We start from the raw sequence: 17,209 nt of genomic DNA on the forward strand, positions 1-17,209 counted from the left end.
GGGCAGCAACAGGCTGCGTCGTCCCGCGATAGGTTTGCGTGTGACTGCGATAAACATTGGTAAAGATAGTGATTGGCATTTAACCGTTCCTTTCTCACAGATTGTCACGAAGCCACGCACCAATACGTTCAAATGGCCCGTATGACAGGGTGCGTGTCTGTCGGTCGGTCGGGTCATTTTCCTCTAAACGGCTGACATGTGTCAGCGCGCCAATAGCTGCGGCAAATTCGGGGCCGCTATTTTCGTCAAGCAGACCATCTACGCCTTGCGGTTTCCCCAGAATGACGGTTTTCTGCGTGGCGTGGGCATAGAGATCGGCAAGGCCGGTAAGCTGGCTGGCACCGCCAGTCAAAAGCAGACGGTTACCAGCAGCATGTTGCATATGTGCATTGTCTATGCGTGAGGTCAGAAGTTCGATGATTTCTTCAATCCGGGGTCGGATGATGGCACTAAGCAGATTACGCTCGACGCTTTTGCCACCAATTTCGATATTGTCACCTTGCGTTGGGATCACGATATTGTCGCTATTGCCGTTACGCATGACCTCGCTCAATGAGGCAGGCGGTGTCCCACTCAACTCGGTAGGCATAACCGATCCGTCGATGGCTTTAATGCGCTCGGCATCGGCAACAGGCAGGGACAGGATGCGCGCTATATCGGTGGTGACGCGATGACCGCCAACTGGAATTGTGTCAACATAGATTAACTTGCCATGCATGAAAATCGAGATTGATGTTGTGCCCCCACCCATATCAATGACGGCACCGCCAAGGTCACGTTCTTCTTCACTCAGACAGGCAAGTCCGGCGGCGTAACCAGCATGAATGAAACGGTCAACTTCGAGATGATTCAGAACCAGCGCTTCACGGAAATTGGTCAGGCTTGTGCGGGCGCCGCTGACAATCGTGTAATCGACCGAAAGCGCACTACCCCGCATACCGCGAGGATCGGCAATGCCACGCACATCATCAAGGTCATATTGCAAGGTCTGTAAATGCATGGCTTGATGCGAATCGGGTGTGTCTGCATCATTTTCGCGTGCCATCAAACGTTGCATGTCGCGGCGGCGCACAGTCTTGTCAGATAGAGTCAGTGTCTGTTTACCAAGGCGCGAAACAGGCATACCGCCAGGCGTAACAATACTCATCGACTGAATTGATGTGCCGGCATCACGCTCGGCGGCGTGAACGGTTTTTCCGATAACGGTGCTTAACAGCTCCAGATTGCTGACTTCGCCATGCCGCATGCCAGCCGATGCATGCATGCCTTGTCCCAAAAGTTGGACTTTACCTTTGCCATCGGCCTCACCAATCAAACAGGTGACTTTGGATGATCCGAGATCAAGCACGGCAAATGGGCGGCGTAAGGCGCTCTGTTTATTACGCAGAATCATGTGCTTTTTCCCTTTCCGCGAACTGGAATATTGGGTTCGACAATTAATTGTTCGGGAATGCGCAGATCGATAACGGCAAGATCACGATTGATGATCTGTTTGCGTCTTTCCATGACGGCCAGACGTGACCATGCTTGCCGTGGCTCAACTTCAGGAAGACGAATTTCTATGCCATTGCGCAGATGCACATCCCACCGGCGGCCTGACTGATAACTGATTGCCCATACCTCGGCGAACAATTCAGGTTCGGTTTTCAGAACCGACAGAATTTTTTCGGCATGTTTAGCTGAACCATCGCCAGCAACGACAGGTAAATGGGTAAAGTCACTGGCTTTAGCACCTTTGATAATAACGCCATGCGCGTCGATAAGCTGATGCCCGTCTGCTGTTTGCAAAAGCCCCATAGGCAAGCGCTCTCTTATCGAAATCCGAACGGTCGATGGCATCCGGCGTTCAACAATAACGTCTTCAACCCAGCCAATGGCACTGATGCGTTTATGAACCTCATCGATATTGATGCCCAAAATTGGATCGCCAAGCCGTAAATCGGTGGCGGCAACCAGTATGTCTGTTGGGGTATGTGCGCGTCCACGAACCTGAATGAATTGCAGATTAAGCCCTGCCTTACCAGTTGCCATAAGCATCTCGTCAATCAGCCGCTCGCGATCCATATAGCCAAGCGTTGCTGTTGCCGCCAGCGTCAAGCCGACAAACCCCAGAAACAGTGTTTTCAAACGAGGCAAGCTGGTCTTGCGGGCAGGCGTTTCACGCCGCAAGCTTGATCTTTTGGTCTTATCGGTTGGCAAAACGCCAGGCTTCGATATTAATCGTCGCATTGTGCTGTCTCCAAAAGATGATTGACTAATTCTTCACCAGTCATGCCAACAAAGCGCGCCTGTTCAGGCACCAGCGAAGTGGCTGTCATGCCAGGTTGCGTATTGATTTCCAGCATAAAGAGCTGGTTGGTTACATCGTTCCAGCGATAATCGGCACGGATAACACCGCGACACCCAAAGGCCCGATAGGCACTTTCAGCCCACTCACAGGCCTGCAAGGTCACATCTTCGGGAATGTCAGCTGGCAGAATATGTTGTGATCCACCCGGGGCATATTTGGCGTCAAAATCATAAAAGCTGTTTTCAGAGGTGATTTCGGTAACGCATAAAGCCGTGCCCTCAAGCACCGCAACGGTCAGTTCTCGCCCGGGAATAAACGGTTCGCATAATAGCTGGGTATCAGTATTCCACAGACTTCGTGCAGGTGCCTTGTCACCATCCTTGACAATAACAACGCCAAAACTTGACCCGTCATTCAGTGGCTTGATCACATGCGCCTGCATGGCATGTTCCGGATAGACATGGGTATCTTCAACCAATGCTAGGGTGGCGGGTACCCTGATGCCACATGTGGTCATAATCATCTTGGCTAGCACCTTATCCATTGCCAGCGCCGAGGCCACCAGACCGCTATGCGTATAGGGAATATTCATGATGTTCAGCAGACCCTGAATATTGCCGTCTTCGCCAACCTGTCCATGCAGGGCGTTAAAGCAACGGTCGGGTTTCATCTCGGCCAGCTTTTCGGCAATATCACGATCAACTTCGACTTCGACAGCATCCCAACCAGCCGAACGCGCTGCCTGTCCGCAAAAGCTTGCTGAAACACGACTGACCGATGCCTCGGATGTCCATCCGCCCATAAGAACGGCAACACGACTAGGATGCGCACTCATTGCGATGTCTCCTGCTGCTTTGACGTGGTAAGGACACGACCGATACGGCGGATTTCCCAGCGTAAATCTGGGCCACCTGATGCCAGCACACGCGCCCGCACGGTCTCACCAAGGGTTTCGATTTCTTCGGCGGTGGCACCGCCATTATTTATCAGGAAATTACAGTGCTTTTCGGACACTTGAGCGGCACCAACTGCCAACCCACGGCAACCTGCACGATCAATCTCTTGCCATGCTTTGCCACCGTCCGGATTGGCAAAGGTGCTTCCACCCGTACGCACGCCGCGTGGCTGGGCATCACCGCGGCTGGTGACAATCTCTTTCATCCGTGTACGGATAGCGGCATGGTCGCCGGGGCGTGCCTGCATGCTTGCCGATGTAAAGATCCAGTCAGCAGGTGCATCACTATGCCGATAGGCCATGCCCATTTCGGTTGGTGTGGCGCTGATCGGATTGCCAGCCCGGTCAAAGCCGTGCGCGATCATTGTGATATCTTTGAATTCGCTGCCATAGGCACCGGCATTCATGCGTAAACCGCCGCCGACCGTACCGGGGATGCCAATCAGAAACTCAAGTCCGGTCAAACCTGCCTTGGAAGCATAACGCGCAACCTCGGCGTCAAGCGCGCCTGTCTGCGCGGTCACAACCGTGCCGTCATGATGGATATGCTTCATATGATCGGTCAGCTTGATGACGACCCCGCTTACGCCGCCATCACGAACCAGAAGGTTCGATCCGGCACCAATTGGCAAAATCGGAATATCGGCATCGCAATGGGCAAGGAAATGAGACAAATCATCTTCATCAACAGGGCTGAAAATCACATCAGCTGGACCCCCAACACCAAACCAGGTATGCGCTGACATAGCATCCTTCATGGCGTAATCGCCGCGCACTTTGGGAAGGCGTGTTATCAGATCAGTCACGATGACCCCTCCCGCAATGCGTCAAGCTCGGCTGGCAATGCTGCTGCCCAGCTGGTGATATCACCGGCACCAAGACACATGACAAGATCACCTTTGTTGGTGCGGTTCATGATCTCCTGTGCCAACGCCGATTGACTGTCTAGCGCTGCTGGCCCTTTATGGCCATGGTCACGAAGCCCTTCAACAAGCGCGGCTTTGTCAAACCCTTCGATGGGTGTTTCACCGGCGGCATAGACATCAGCAACCAGCACGTCATCAGCGTCGTTGAAGCACCCACAGAAATCGGTAAATAAATCAGCAAGCCGGCTATAGCGGTGCGGCTGCACAACAGCAATCAGCTTATTATCACCACACATCATCCGGCCAGCTTGCAAGGCGGCTTTTATTTCAACGGGATGATGCCCATAATCGTCAATGATCGTAACCCCATCGCTGACGCCTTTGGTCTCGAACCGGCGTCCAACCCCACCGAATGCGGCCAGTGAGTCTTTGATCTTTTTGGCATCGATATTCATTTCCAGCGCCACCGCAATCGCGGCCAGACAGTTCTGGACATTGTGATCGCCCAGCATTGGAAACAGCACATTATCAATCCGTTCCATTTCGCCAACGAGGCGATCGGATAGCAAAACATCAAACAGCATATTCCTGCCTTCAACCCGCAAATTTGTGGCGCGCACATCGGCGTTGGCTGACATGCCATAGGTGATGATCCGGCGATCTTTGATATGCGCCATCATGCGCTGAACGGCAGGATGATCAATGCACAAGGTGGCAAAGCCGTAAAAGGGAATGGAAGATACAAAATTCAAAAAGGCGGTTTCCAGCGCCTCAAAACTGCCATGATGATCAAGATGTTCAGGGTCTATATTGGTGACCACGGCTACAGTAGGTTTCAGTTTGGCAAAGGAGCCATCACTTTCGTCGGCTTCGACAACCATCCATTTGCCTTTACCAAGCCGGGCATTACTGCCCCAGCCGGTAATGATACCGCCATTGATGACAGTCGGATCAATCTGTGCGCCATCCAGCAAGGTTGCTACCAAAGATGTCGTTGTGGTTTTACCATGCGTACCGGCCACGGCGACTGACCAGCGCAACCGCATCAACTCGCCCAGCATTTCGGCGCGATGCACGATCGGCAGAAAACCTGCCCGTGCGGCTACCACTTCTGGGTTGTCGGCCTTAATCGCGGTCGATGTGACAACCAGAGCTGCGTCACCCAGATTTTCGGCACTTTGACCAACCATGACCGGAATGCCTTTTGCACGCAACCGTCGTACATTGGCATTTTCCGACATATCACTACCTTGAACAGAATAGCCAAGCTCGAACAGGATTTCGGCAATGCCGCTCATGCCGATGCCGCCAATACCGGTGAAATGCATTGTACCGATTGATAAAGGTAGCTCGCTCATAACGCAGCCCCCTGATTAGATGATGGGGACGTGGAAGACGGGTTCCCTTCGATACAGGCTTCGACCATATCGGTGATGCTTGCCGCCGCATCTGGTCTTGATAACTGCTTTGCCTTGTGCGCCATATCAGTCAGCGCTGATCGGTCACTCAACAAGTCTGTCAGGTGCCTGGCCAGACTCTTGGCGTCCAAACCGCTTTCGGCAAGGCATAGACCGCCCCCCAGATTCTGCATCTGCATGGCGTTTTGTGTCTGATGATCATCCATGGCATGGGGAAAAGGAATGAAAATCGTTGGCGCACCCAAAGCCGCTAGTTCGGCAACGGACGACGCACCCGCCCGGCTGATAATCAGGTCGCTTTGGCGGATATGGCTGGCGATATCGGCAAAGAACGGCGCGATGGTGGCGGTGATGCCCATTTCGGCATAAAGCGCGACTAGCGCGTCAATCTGATCGGGGCGGGCTTGCTGGGTTATCATAAGACGGTCTTTTATGTCAGCAGGTAGCATCCCTATGGCCGCGGGGATCAACGAGGCAAAAACAGCCGCGCCCTGTGACCCGCCAAAGACAGCCAGATGCAGTTTTTCACCCTTATGTGCGGGGGCTGGTTTTTGCGAGGTGGCAGATACACTGTCCTGATGAAACACATCACGCACAGGCATGCCGGTGACTTCGATATGAATGTTATCAGGCAGATTACGGGTGCCTTCCCAACTGAGCGCCAGATTGCCTGCATGACGAGCCAGCAGATGATTGGCTCGTCCCAGAAACGCATTCTGTTCATGCAGAACACGTGGGACGCGCAACAACCCGCCCGCAAATAAAGGCGCAAAGGATGGATATCCGCCAAACCCTATAATCGCAGCCGGACGTTTCAAGCAGAAATGCAGCAGACATTGCCCGACGCCAAACCCAAGTTTGAAAAGCGCACTCAGGCGGCGGATGATGCCGCGCTGGAACGGTGATGCACTGGCAATGACGGTCACGCCAAGTCGTGCTGATAACGCATCCTGAATGCTGGCTGTGGCAATTTTTGCCCCGCGCTTATCGGTGAATAGCTGGGTTCGATACCCACGGGCGCTCAGTGTCTCGGCAACCGCAATGGCTGGGAATACATGCCCGCCTGTGCCACCTGCGGCAAGACATATCAATGGCTTGTTAAGCGTCGCAAAGCGGGTCATAGCTGATCCCCCCGGGCAAAACTATCGGCCGCTGTCCGCTTGCGGGTCAGCGCCAGAATCAACCCCATTGTCAAACTGCTGGCAAGCAAGGAGGATCCGCCATAGCTGATAAAGGGTAGGGTCATACCCTTGGTCGGGATCAGATCGACTGATGATGCCATATGAATACATGCCTGTACGCCAAACTGCATGACCAGGCTGGAAGCGGCAATCAGACAGAACAGGCCTTCGCCTGACATCGCCCGGGTAAAACCACGAAGAACGATGAAAGCATAAAGCCCAAGCAGAACCAGACAGGCAATCGCACCATATTCCTCGGCCGCCACAGCGAAAATGAAATCCGAATGTGCATCTGGCAGATTTAGCTTTACCCGTCCGTCGCCAGGTCCGACGCCAAAGAAACCGCCTTCAGCAAAACTTTCACGTGCTTTATCGACTTGCCATGATCCGCCATTGAAAAACTTGTCCACGCGCATCTGCACGTGATTCAGATTCTGATAGGCAAGATAAAAGGCTATGGGTGCCAGAGCGATAGCGCCAATTACGAATAACAGCGGCATGCCGGCTAGAAACATTTGAAAACCCCATGTCAGTGTAATGACAACGGTCATGCCGATATCAGGCTGTAAAACCAGAATTGTCACCAGAATGGCCAGCAAGCCGGTCGAGTAAATCCAGCCGGGAAAATCCTGTCCTTCACGCCACAAGGTCAGAAGCCACGCTGAAACAATGGCGAATAGCGGTTTGGCAAATTCGGATGGTTGCAGGTTAAACCCAGCAATCGTAATCCAGCGTGTCGCGCCTTTGATTTCACTGCCAGCAACAATCGCCAGAATCATAAGCCCGATGGTGCCTGCCATGCCGACCAGCGCCAGCGCCCGTATGGGGCGCGGCTCCAGCAATGAAACGCCGAAAATAATGGCTATTGCGGGCACAAGATACATCACCTGGCGCACAATGAAATGCTGTGATGGTAAGCTGATAAGATTAGCCACCGCAGGCCCCGCTGCCATCACCAGTAAGGTGCCGACAACCATCAGAATCAGAGCGCATGCCAACAGCCAGCGGTCAACAGTCCACCACCATACCCCAACCAGCGAGCGATCTGTACGATCAAGCATAGCTACCTCCGATAGAGCTGGTCATTGAACGGGACGATGTAGCGCAAAGTGTCTTGGCCACGGTGGTAAAGGCATCGCCACGGGCTTCGAAACTATCAAATTGGTCAAATGATGCGGCCGCAGGCGATAGCAGAATATGCGCTGTATGTGATACGCTTTGGGCATCGGCAAAGGCGGCATATGTCGCGCTTGTAAGATCATGATGAATTTCGGTAGCGCATTTGCCATCAAGCTGGCCGGCGAATAGATCAGCCGCGGCACCAATCAGATAGGCCTTTTTGACCGCACCAAGGGCGTCACCTGCCGCGCCGATACCATCATCCTTGGCCAGACCACCAGCTATCCAGTAAATATTGTTAAATGCCGTCAGCGCTTTCGCCGCGGCAACACCATTGGTGGCTTTGGAGTCATTGATAAAGGTGATATGCCCTGTCTGTCCTACAGGTTGCAGACGATGCGGCAGGCCAGCAAATGACGCCATACCTGCATCAATCATGTTTTCGGCATAGCCCAATAGGCGCATGATGCTGGCCATGGCGGCGGCATTCTGTGCATTATGCGCACCTTTGAGAGCAGGGGAGGCATCGCGGCCTTTGGGCGCATCTGACGATGTGACCGTTTTCACAGTAACCGTGTCAGCAACATTCGTGTTGGCAAAATCACGCACATACGCATCATCACTGCCCAAAATGACATGGCCGCCAGCACGGGTTGCCGTGACCATAAGCTGCTTGGCCGCAACATAACCATCCATGCCACCATGGCGGTCAAGATGATCTGGCGTTATGTTCAGCACAACGCCAAAATCAGGTGCCAGAGACGGTGTGGTTTCAAGCTGATAGGATGATAGTTCGAGAATGATATAACCGTTGGTGCCCGGATCTTCCAGCGAACATGCCGCATCTCCTATATTGCCGCCAACGGCAATCTTGGCGCCAGCCTCGGTCAAACAATGGGCCAGCAGGGCGGTACAGGTCGATTTTCCGTTGGTGCCGGTAATCGCAATCAGTCGGGCGTTGCTTTTGGCGCGCAAAGCCAGTTCGACTTCGCTGATGATTGGAACGCCCATGCTGGTGGCCTTGGCCGCCGCCGGATGCGGTTTAGGATGCAGATGCGGAATGCCGGGGCTGATGACCAGCGCATCTAGTGTTTCCCATGACCAGTCCTGCCAGTCCTGCCAGATAAAGTTATCAGCGGTGCATCCAGATGGTATGTCGCTATGGGTCTTATCATCATAGGCATATGTAACCGCGCCTGCCGCCGCCAGTGAACAGGCAGCCGCAATGCCGGAACGCCCAAGGCCCAAAAGCCCTATGCGCTGTCCTGACATGTTGTGCGGTATCATCATGCTTTGCCCCTAACGTAGCTTTAGTGATGACAAGGCGACGATGCCCAGCATGAAAGCAATGATCCAGAAGCGGATAACGATGGTTGACTCGGCCCAGCCCTTTTTTTCGAAATGATGATGCAAAGGTGCCATCAGAAAAATGCGCTTGCCAGTCAGTTTGAATGAGGCAACTTGCAAGATAACCGAGGCTGTTTCGAGCACGAAAAGACCGCCAGCAATCGCCAGCACCAGCTCATGTCTGGTAGCTACTGAAATCGCGCCAAGTGCGCCGCCCAGCGCAAGCGACCCTGTATCGCCCATAAACACGCGGGCAGGGGGGGCGTTAAACCATAAAAAGCCTAATCCAGCGCCGATCAGTGCCCCGCACATTACCGCCAGTTCACCAGTGCCTGGGACATAATTGATTTGCAGATAATTGGCGAAATTCACGTTACCAGCTAGATAGGCGATCAAGGTGAAACAACCGGCCACGATCATCACTGGCACAATGGCAAGACCATCAAGCCCATCTGTCAGATTCACCGCATTTGATGCGCCGACAATTACCAGCATGGCAAAAGGCACGTAAAACAGGCCAAGCGCAATAATGGTGTCTTTCATGAAAGGTACCGAAATACCATAGCGCACTTCGCTTGGCGACAGCTGAACAAAGACCAGCGTGGCAAAGAAAGCAACAATTAGCTGTAGCCCCATCTTCATACGTCCCGACATACCCTGATGCGAACGCCGACGCAGTTTCAACCAGTCATCAACACTGCCAATAGCCCCAAAAACCAATGCCACCGATAAAACAGGCCACATATAGGGGTTCGATAACGGTGTCCATAGCAATGCCGAAATGGCAAAAGCTGCCAGTATCAGCAACCCGCCCATGGTGGGGGTGCCAATCTTGGTAATCAGATGCGATTGCGGGCCATCATCACGAATAGGCTGGCCTTCTTTCTGATTTGCTTTCAGCCAACGGATAAATACCGGACCAAATAACAGGCTTAGAAACAAAGCTGTGACCGTTGCCCCGCCAGTTCTAAAAGTGATATAGCGGAACAGATTGAAAAACTGATATTCGCCTGCCAATGGAACAAGTAAATCAGGTAACATGCAATTTTTCCTTGGCTGGGTGTGAGGTGGCAGAAGTGGTTGGCGTCTTGTCGGTCAAGACGCTGAGCACGGCGTTGGTGACACGCCATGCTCCGGAACCTTTTGATCCCTTGATAAAGATTGTATCGTCAGCCTGAACAAGACGTGCCAGCATGTCAGTTGCATGTGCCGGATCATTGGCGATGATCACATCACAGTCATGGGCCACCTTGGCAAAGGCATGGGCAAAGTCATCCCCGATGGCAATTACATGGCGCGGGCCAATGCTGGCGACGGTTGCAACAATATCGTCATGCGCGGCGGCGCTATGGCTACCCAGTTCGAGCATGTCACTCAACACCATTATGTCGGTATGGCGTGCACCTGTTAAAAATGGGGCAAGCGCAGCCGACATCGATGCCGGGCTGGCATTATAACTATCATCAATAACCGATATGGCATGGCCATTGAAAATGCCGTTATGACATGCGCCACGTCCAGCAATATCACCAAAGCTTGCCAGACTATCGCTGGCGGCAACCGGATCTTCGCCTAGCGCATGCACACAAGCCAGAACGCCCAAAGAATTCATCGCCCAATGCTGTCCTGACATGCCTAAATGAAAGCTGACGGGAACACCGGATAAATCAGCCTCTATTTTCATGCCATCATTATCCTGACGCGATGACAGCAAACAGAATTCGGCATCGCTATGACTGCCAAAGGTTACAATCCGGCTGATGCCCGCGCTCTTGGCAGCTTGGGATAGGTGCGGGAAAAACGGATCATCAATATTCAAAACAGCCGTGCCGCCGTGCATGCCTTCGAATATTTCGGCTTTGGCGTTGGCGATGGCGTCAATTGACTCAAAATGCCCCGAATGGACGGCGGCAATCCGGGTGATCATGGCAATGTCAGGCCGTGCAATACGGGTCAGCTTGGCAATTTCACCTGCGTGGTTCATGCCGATTTCCTGAATGGCAAACTGGCTACCTGCTGGTAGCGCGGCAAGGCTTAACGGCAGGCCGATATGATTATTGAAATTGCCTTCATTCGCATGGCTTTGTCCACATGCGCGTAATAGATGCGCCAGCATCTCCTTGGTGCCTGTTTTGCCAACGGAACCGGTGATGGCAATCATCGCGCCCTTAAACCGGTTGCGTCCGGCAACTGCCAACGCGGTCAAGGCGGCCAGACAATCCGGTACAATGATCTGTGCAAGTTCGATAGAGATGTCGGGCGTTGTGACAAGTGCCGCGCTGGCATCCGCATTGGCAGCTTTGGCAAGAAAGTCATGCCCGTCCGCTTGCGCCCCTGGCAAAGCCACAAACAGACTGCCTTTACGGCACATGCGGCTATCCATTGTGATATGATCTATCGGTGCGGGCACCATTGCTGTTTCAGCCATGATACCACTGGTATGCGTGCAGATTTCATCAACAGTCCACAGCGGCGCGGTCATTTATGCGCCTCCTTCATATCTGCAATAATCCGGCTGGCAACAGATATGTCGCTAAAGGGCAAGGTTTCATCACCAATCAATTGAACAGTTTCATGCCCTTTGCCAGCTATCAACAGCACATCACCCTCAACCAGCTGTTCGAGTGCGGTTTTGATGGCGGTATCGCGTGGGAAAATTTCGATGCTTTTAGGGCTGGCGGCCATAATCGCTGACCGGATGCTGGCGGGGTCCTCCGAACGCGGATTATCGTCAGTGACGATCACCACATCCGCGGCGTCATCAGCAATGGCACCCATCAACGCCCGTTTAGATGGGTCGCGATCGCCACCACATCCAAAAAGCACATAAAGCTTATGGCTAACTTCAGGGCGCAGGGCTTCAAGCGCAGCGCGCAAGGCGTCAGGCGTATGGGCAAAATCAACAACAATCTGTGCGCCCTGTGGATGCCCCGTTACGGTCTGCATCCGTCCTGGGGCTGGCTTGAGATAAGCCAACCCACCAAGCGAGTCCTGAAGCGGCAGGCCACTCATATAGGCCATGATGCCCGCGGTTAAGGCGTTAACCGCCTGAAAGGTGCCGGACATGGCAAGTGGAATATGCCAGCTTTTGCCGTCATGTTTGACTGACATATCCAGAATATTGTCGATGGGAGTGATTTTCTCGATCTGGAAGTCGGCATCATCGGCAAAACCGAATGTCTGTATAACGATCTGTCGCGCGTCGCCTTGCGCTGTCAGCATGTCGCAAAGCCGGCGGCCATAGGGATCATCAATATTGATGATGGCCGCACCTGCATGCATCAGCAGATCCATGAACAGATGTGATTTGGCTATAAAGTAAGACTCCATATCATTATGATGATCGAGATGATCTTGCGTCAGATTGGTGAAGGCGGCGATATGGATGTTCAGCCCGTCAAGGCGCTGTTGCACAAGCCCGTGCGAACTGGCCTCAAGCGCAAGATGCGTTACCCCAGCATCGCATAAGGGGGATAGGGCAGAATGCAGAGACACACTGTCGGGTGTTGTAAGCTTTGGTAAATCGAGGATTTTACCATCCATTTTTCGTGTATCGGTGCCTTTGACCCCCAAAGTGCCGATCGATGATGCCTGCCAAGTAACACGTGTCCATAGTTGGCGCAGAAAATCGGTTGTGGATGTTTTACCATTGGTGCCAGTCACCGCGGCGATCATGCCTGGTTGTTTGTGCCAGAAGCGGGCGGCGGCCTTGGCGAGAACAAGCCGCGGGTTTTCAACCATGATAATCGGGGTGTCCAGATCATCAAGCGGGGCTTCCAGAGGGCGCATATCCGTCAGAATGACACGGGCGCCGGCATCAATGGCGGCCTTGATATAAATACGACCATCGGTCGAGCTACCTGCCACCGCGGCAAACATATCGCCCGGTTTGATGGCGCGTGAATTTTCGCTCATGCCACCAATCTTTATTGACGCGGCCTGATCGGGAATATCTGCCAGATTTTTCAATAGATCAGAAAGATGCAAGTGTTGCCTCCTGATTGCCAATATTGAAATCAAGCATGAGTTTCTGGCGAATTGATGGCGATTCTTCGTCAACAGGATGTACACCTAAAATAGGTGAAATCTGCTCGACAATCCGGCGTACTGCCGGTGCCGCCACCCAGCCCCCAGTTGCAAAACCATGTGATTGCTTCTGTCCTTTTGGCTCATCAACCATAATAACGATTACATAGCGCGGGTCATGGACGGGAAAGGTCGCAACAAAGGTAGCCAGATTAGCCTTGGCATTATAGCCGCCATTTGCCTGCACTTTTTCGGCGGTGCCGGTTTTACCACCAACCATATACCCGGTTGCACGGGCTTTCTTGCCAGTGCCTTCTTTATGCGAAACAACTAGCCGCATTATGGATCTGACGGCGTGTGCCGTATGTTCGGAAAAGACGCGCGTCTTGATGATTTCATCACCCGTTTTACGCTTTAGCAATGTTGGTGCTATCCGCAGGCCATTGCTGCTTGCTGTTGAAACAGCGCTAGCAAGATGCACGGGTGAAATCGAAATGCCATGTCCGTATGACACCGTAAGGGTTGCCGCACGCTTCCAGTGTTTTGGCGATAATGGCTTAGCAATTTCTGGCAGTTCAAGTGGCAAACGATCCAGCAGGCCAAGCCGCTTCATATATTCTTTCTGAATCGATGCACCAAATTCTTCTGCCATCAAAGCCGAGCCAATATTTGACGAATGCACCATGATCTCGGCGACATTCAAAGGCTTTTTGCTGGGGTGATAATCATTGATCGTAAAGCGCGACACCCGTAGCGGTTTCATGACTTCAAATTCGGTGCGCGGCGTTGCTGCCCCTGTTTCCAGCGCAATCGCGGTGTTCAGCACCTTAAAGGTCGAACCCATTTCATACAGACCCTTGGTTGCGCGGTTAAACCGTGCATCATCACTGGCTTTGGCAAAATGATTGGGGTTGTAATCAGGCAGAGAGGTCATCGCCAGAATTTCGCCAGTGCGTGTATCGAGCAAAACCCCAGCGCCGCCAATAGCCTCAAACTCATTAATTTGTTTTGATATTTCAGCACGAATGATCGCCTGTAGTCCCACATCTAGTGATAGATGAATATCCTTGCCTGCGGCCAGATGTGCGTCTTGCGATTTTTCGATGCCAGCAATGCCGTTATGTTCGGGATCGACCTGACCTAGAATATGTGCGGCTGTCTCAGCGCGTGGATAAACACGTAAAGTGCTTTCGGCAAAATAAACACCTGGAATGCCAAGCTGCAGGATTTCGGCATGGCGCGCTGGTGTCAGTTTCCGATCAAGTTCGACATAGCGGGTTTTTTTGGACAGTAATGTTTTCAGACTTGCCACATCATGCCGTCCAATCAGCGGTGCCAGTTTGGTAGCTGCGTCGGTTACATCCATGATTTCACGGGGATCAGCGTGCAAAACCGTGATTGGCAGATTGGTCGCCAAAAGACGCCCCTTGCGATCAATTATCTGGCCACGCTCGACATGCGATGTTTTCAAATGATTGGCCATACGCTCGCGTGCGCCCGCGTCAGACAGGTTGAAAATCCGAAACCCTATAACGCTAAAAGCCAGTATGGCGACACTCGCACATAGCACGAGACGAATTTCTGCAATCACCCGTGATGCGGCGGGATCAGGTCGTGGCGGCAACACCAGATTGCGCAGATTTGATAGAAATCCCCGCCCGCGCATCATGGTTTGTCCTCATCGGCCAGAACGGCCTTAAGATTTACCCCTTTTAACGTGAGGTCAGGCAATTTGACCGACATTTTCGTATTTGTTTTGCGAGCATTCTGGGGTTCCGAATGGTTGATGGCGCGGGCTTTTGGCGCTTTTGGTGCTGGAAGTTGCACTATTGGTGTCGGTTTATTGGAATCGGTGTCTGACATGACGCGCATGGGGATGGCATCAAGTGGCAGAATACGATCATAGCTGATTGGCTCCATATTCAGCAGTGTGCTGGATAGAGTCATGATCCGCTCAGGCCGTGATAAATACGCCCATTCGGCTTCAAGCACAGCAATATCACGTTTGGTTGCCGCGATGGTCAGTTTCAGATCATTCAGCCGATCCTGTCGTGCATCGATGCCGGTTTTGACCTGATACAGGGTGGTGCCAAGGCCAGCCAGAACAAGGGCGCCAATTAAAATCATGCGCATAGGGCATCCTCCTGTCCCGGATAGGGGGCATTGGTGCGCATAGCGACACGTAATTTGGCAGATCGGGCGCGGCTGTTATCTTCGCGTTCGCGTGTCCCCGCTTGCAGGGCTTTGCGGGTCAGCAGTTCAAATGTTGGTGCTGGGCCATTACTGGGTGGGCGATGCCGCGATGGTTGAGATGCAATCTGGCTTCGGGACGCCAGAAAACGTTTTACAATGCGGTCTTCGAGCGAATGAAAAGATACAACCGCCAGAATGCCACCAGGTTTCAACATGGCCTCGCTTGTCGTCAGCGCAGATTTCAACTCGTCAAGCTCGCGATTGACATAGATACGCAAGGCCTGAAAACTGCGCGTTGCGGGATCAATCTGGCCGGGGCGCTTGGCCGGCATAACACTATGGATGATGGCAGCAAGCTGGCTGGTGCTGGATATGGCGGTTTCACTGCGCGCTTTGACAATGGCTTTGGCAATGCGGCGGGATGCTTTTTCTTCGCCATACTCCCACAGAATCTGCGCGATATCATGTTCCTCATGCGTCATAACAATATCGGCAGCGCTGATTCCGGATTGCGACATGCGCATGTCCAGCGGTCCATCCTGACGAAACGAAAAGCCGCGATCTGCCTGATCAAGTTGTGTCGAACATACACCAAGGTCAAAAGCGGCACCGTCCAGAACCGGCACGTCTGCATGGCTTGTGGATCCCGAACCTGTCGATACAAGTGCGCTTTGAACCAGAGACTGCATTTCGGAAAAGCAGCCTTCGACAAGGGTAAAGCGGGGCTTATATTCAGCCACCATTTTCTGTCCACGGGCGATTGCGTCGGGATCGCGGTCAATCGCGATGACGGTGCAGTCAGCGGCATCAAGAAGCGCTCGGCTATAACCGCCATTACCAAAGGTGGCGTCAAGATAGACCTTGCCATTGGTGGGGCGCAAAGCATCCACCACCTCGTTAAGTAAAACCGACTGGTGAAGCATCTGGCCACTCATTAGCGGCCTCCGCTATGCGGTGGATCTTGGGGCGCGCTCCGGCCTAGCCTTAGCGAGGGCAGTCCCGCTGTTTTGGCACGGTTACGCGCGTCCGTTTCGCGATTGCGATAACGATCAGGCAACCAGATCTGGAATGACCGGCCAATACCGGCATAGAGTGCGCTTTCATCCAGTGCGGCAAAGGCGATGAAGTCGGCTGACAACATGATACGGCCTTCGCTATCGAGTTTCATTTCCTGTGCACTGGACAGCATTGTCTGCAAAGTGGCGACTTCTTCGGACAGGCTGTCCATCGTATCGATCGCATCAACAATCTGGCCAATCCGTTCAGATCCACAACCCTCAAGGCACGGTTCGGTGAGCGATTTATAGATATAAAGCGGATCATCCCGACGTTCCAGCACAGCACGGAAAGGGGCTGGCACGGATAAGCGCCCCTTTTTATCTATCCGATGCTCAAATGTGGATAGAAATAAATCCACGCGACGCTCCTATAATCCTAAGCCGTGCCAGCCAGTTGCTCCGGGCATAAGCGGAATGCCATGCGCCGGGTATCACTCTACAAACCCCTAATTCTTCAGATGCAGCGCAGGATTCCGCAGGGAGGAACTGGAAAATGCGCCATTCACCCAAAGATGGGATATTATGGGATAACATGGGAAATGATGGTCGTCAATGGGTTTTGACTTGTTTCTCATGGGAAAATGCAAGCTTTTCAATGTATTAAATGTAAAATATGAGCAAATATCTCCAACCCAATGAAAAATATTATTTTTTCAATTTATGTTCATTTTTTGTTCTGTTTTTAACGTTTTTTTAACCATGTTGCTTCCATAGTCCGCAACCTCGCATTCAGATGTGGGCAGATGACGGCCACAG

General features: G+C 52.7%; 15 protein-coding genes. All 15 read right to left on the reverse strand.

What is annotated here, in order from left to right:
- Positions 1-94: 94 nt before the first annotated feature.
- The 15 genes from ftsA to SAR116_RS11995 are packed head-to-tail and all read right to left on the reverse strand — an operon-like array spanning position 95 to position 16,812.
- A complete protein-coding gene (ftsA, locus tag SAR116_RS11925; RefSeq protein ID WP_013047199.1) occupies positions 95-1,393 on the reverse strand; it encodes a cell division protein FtsA in 1,299 nt (432 codons plus the stop codon).
- Positions 1,390-2,229, reverse strand: a complete 840-nt coding sequence (locus SAR116_RS11930; RefSeq protein ID WP_013047200.1) for a cell division protein FtsQ/DivIB — start codon at positions 2,227-2,229, stop codon at positions 1,390-1,392. The genes ftsA and SAR116_RS11930 overlap by 4 nt, the downstream gene beginning before the upstream one ends.
- Complete coding sequence (locus tag SAR116_RS11935) at positions 2,217-3,125, reverse strand: D-alanine--D-alanine ligase (RefSeq protein ID WP_013047201.1); 909 nt, start codon at positions 3,123-3,125, stop codon at positions 2,217-2,219. The genes SAR116_RS11930 and SAR116_RS11935 overlap by 13 nt, the downstream gene beginning before the upstream one ends.
- Positions 3,122-4,051 carry a UDP-N-acetylmuramate dehydrogenase gene (gene murB, locus SAR116_RS11940; RefSeq protein ID WP_013047202.1) on the reverse strand — a complete coding sequence of 310 codons (930 nt, stop codon included), beginning with the start codon at positions 4,049-4,051 and terminating at the stop codon, positions 3,122-3,124. The genes SAR116_RS11935 and murB overlap by 4 nt, the downstream gene beginning before the upstream one ends.
- Complete coding sequence (gene murC, locus SAR116_RS11945) at positions 4,048-5,469, reverse strand: UDP-N-acetylmuramate--L-alanine ligase (protein WP_013047203.1); 1,422 nt, start codon at positions 5,467-5,469, stop codon at positions 4,048-4,050. Before murC ends, murB begins: the two co-directional genes overlap by 4 nt.
- A complete protein-coding gene (gene murG, locus SAR116_RS11950; RefSeq protein WP_013047204.1) occupies positions 5,466-6,650 on the reverse strand; it encodes an undecaprenyldiphospho-muramoylpentapeptide beta-N-acetylglucosaminyltransferase in 1,185 nt (394 codons plus the stop codon). Before murG ends, murC begins: the two co-directional genes overlap by 4 nt.
- Positions 6,647-7,771, reverse strand: a complete 1,125-nt coding sequence (locus tag SAR116_RS11955) for an FtsW/RodA/SpoVE family cell cycle protein (RefSeq protein ID WP_013047205.1) — start codon at positions 7,769-7,771, stop codon at positions 6,647-6,649. The genes murG and SAR116_RS11955 overlap by 4 nt, the downstream gene beginning before the upstream one ends.
- Positions 7,764-9,119 carry a UDP-N-acetylmuramoyl-L-alanine--D-glutamate ligase gene (gene murD / locus SAR116_RS11960; RefSeq protein ID WP_013047206.1) on the reverse strand — a complete coding sequence of 452 codons (1,356 nt, stop codon included), beginning with the start codon at positions 9,117-9,119 and terminating at the stop codon, positions 7,764-7,766. The genes SAR116_RS11955 and murD overlap by 8 nt, the downstream gene beginning before the upstream one ends.
- A 9-nt stretch (positions 9,120-9,128) precedes the next feature.
- Positions 9,129-10,217 (reverse strand): phospho-N-acetylmuramoyl-pentapeptide-transferase, encoded by a 1,089-nt coding sequence (mraY, locus tag SAR116_RS11965; RefSeq protein ID WP_013047207.1) that lies wholly within the window; start codon positions 10,215-10,217, stop codon positions 9,129-9,131.
- Positions 10,207-11,658: a UDP-N-acetylmuramoyl-tripeptide--D-alanyl-D-alanine ligase gene (locus tag SAR116_RS11970; protein WP_013047208.1), complete on the reverse strand. Its 1,452-nt coding sequence runs from the start codon at positions 11,656-11,658 to the stop codon at positions 10,207-10,209. Before SAR116_RS11970 ends, mraY begins: the two co-directional genes overlap by 11 nt.
- On the reverse strand, positions 11,655-13,163 hold the full coding sequence (locus SAR116_RS11975) for a UDP-N-acetylmuramoyl-L-alanyl-D-glutamate--2,6-diaminopimelate ligase (protein ID WP_013047209.1): 1,509 nt from the start codon (positions 13,161-13,163) through the stop codon (positions 11,655-11,657). Before SAR116_RS11975 ends, SAR116_RS11970 begins: the two co-directional genes overlap by 4 nt.
- Positions 13,150-14,871, reverse strand: coding sequence for a peptidoglycan D,D-transpeptidase FtsI family protein (locus SAR116_RS11980; protein WP_013047210.1), 1,722 nt, complete (start codon positions 14,869-14,871; stop codon positions 13,150-13,152). The genes SAR116_RS11975 and SAR116_RS11980 overlap by 14 nt, the downstream gene beginning before the upstream one ends.
- On the reverse strand, positions 14,868-15,335 hold the full coding sequence (ftsL, locus tag SAR116_RS11985) for a cell division protein FtsL (RefSeq protein ID WP_013047211.1): 468 nt from the start codon (positions 15,333-15,335) through the stop codon (positions 14,868-14,870). Before ftsL ends, SAR116_RS11980 begins: the two co-directional genes overlap by 4 nt.
- The gene (gene rsmH / locus SAR116_RS11990) at positions 15,326-16,330 is read right to left on the reverse strand and encodes a 16S rRNA (cytosine(1402)-N(4))-methyltransferase RsmH (RefSeq protein ID WP_013047212.1); all 1,005 of its coding nucleotides are present in this window, start codon (positions 16,328-16,330) and stop codon (positions 15,326-15,328) included. Before rsmH ends, ftsL begins: the two co-directional genes overlap by 10 nt.
- A complete protein-coding gene (locus tag SAR116_RS11995) occupies positions 16,330-16,812 on the reverse strand; it encodes a division/cell wall cluster transcriptional repressor MraZ (RefSeq protein ID WP_013047213.1) in 483 nt (160 codons plus the stop codon). Before SAR116_RS11995 ends, rsmH begins: the two co-directional genes overlap by 1 nt.
- Positions 16,813-17,209 lie beyond the last annotated feature (397 nt).

It is taken from the genome of Candidatus Puniceispirillum marinum IMCC1322 (assembly GCF_000024465.1).
In the GTDB taxonomy this organism is placed as follows: domain Bacteria; phylum Pseudomonadota; class Alphaproteobacteria; order Puniceispirillales; family Puniceispirillaceae; genus Puniceispirillum; species Puniceispirillum marinum.